Source organism: Nostoc sp. CALU 1950 (assembly GCF_051172895.1).
Lineage (GTDB): Bacteria > Cyanobacteriota > Cyanobacteriia > Cyanobacteriales > Nostocaceae > Nostoc > Nostoc edaphicum_A.
This window is the reverse complement of the sequence record NZ_JBDNJQ010000466.1, coordinates 1-281: the sequence shown is the minus strand read 5'-3', so window position 1 is coordinate 281 and position 281 is coordinate 1. Positions and strand designations below refer to the sequence as shown.

The 281-nt window shown below is 41.3% G+C and carries 1 protein-coding gene; it reads left to right on the top strand.

The genetic code is table 11. The annotated features are described in order from the left end of the window. Nucleotides 1-8: 8 nt before the first annotated feature. Nucleotides 9-137 (top strand): thioredoxin family protein, encoded by a 129-nt coding sequence (locus ABF638_RS38440; protein WP_435027962.1) that lies wholly within the window; start codon nucleotides 9-11, stop codon nucleotides 135-137. Nucleotides 138-281 lie beyond the last annotated feature (144 nt).

The following is a 281-nucleotide window of genomic DNA, read 5'->3' as shown; positions in this document are numbered from 1 at the left end:
TTTCACATATTACCGACCCAATCGAAATTGCTAAACGAGGTGTGATGTCTACTCCCGCCATGATAATCAATGGCAAAGTTGTCAGCAAAGGTCAAGTAATCAGTCCCGAACAAATTCAGCCCTTATTGCAGCGTTAAACAGGCAAAGTTATGTTCGAGCTTTTTTATCCGTTTGATTGGTTGGCAACTCAGATTGTCACCCAATTGGGCTTGTCGATTTCATCGCATTTAGGATCGAGTCTGCACTTCTTTCTTTACGATGTGCCAAAAGTCTTAACATTA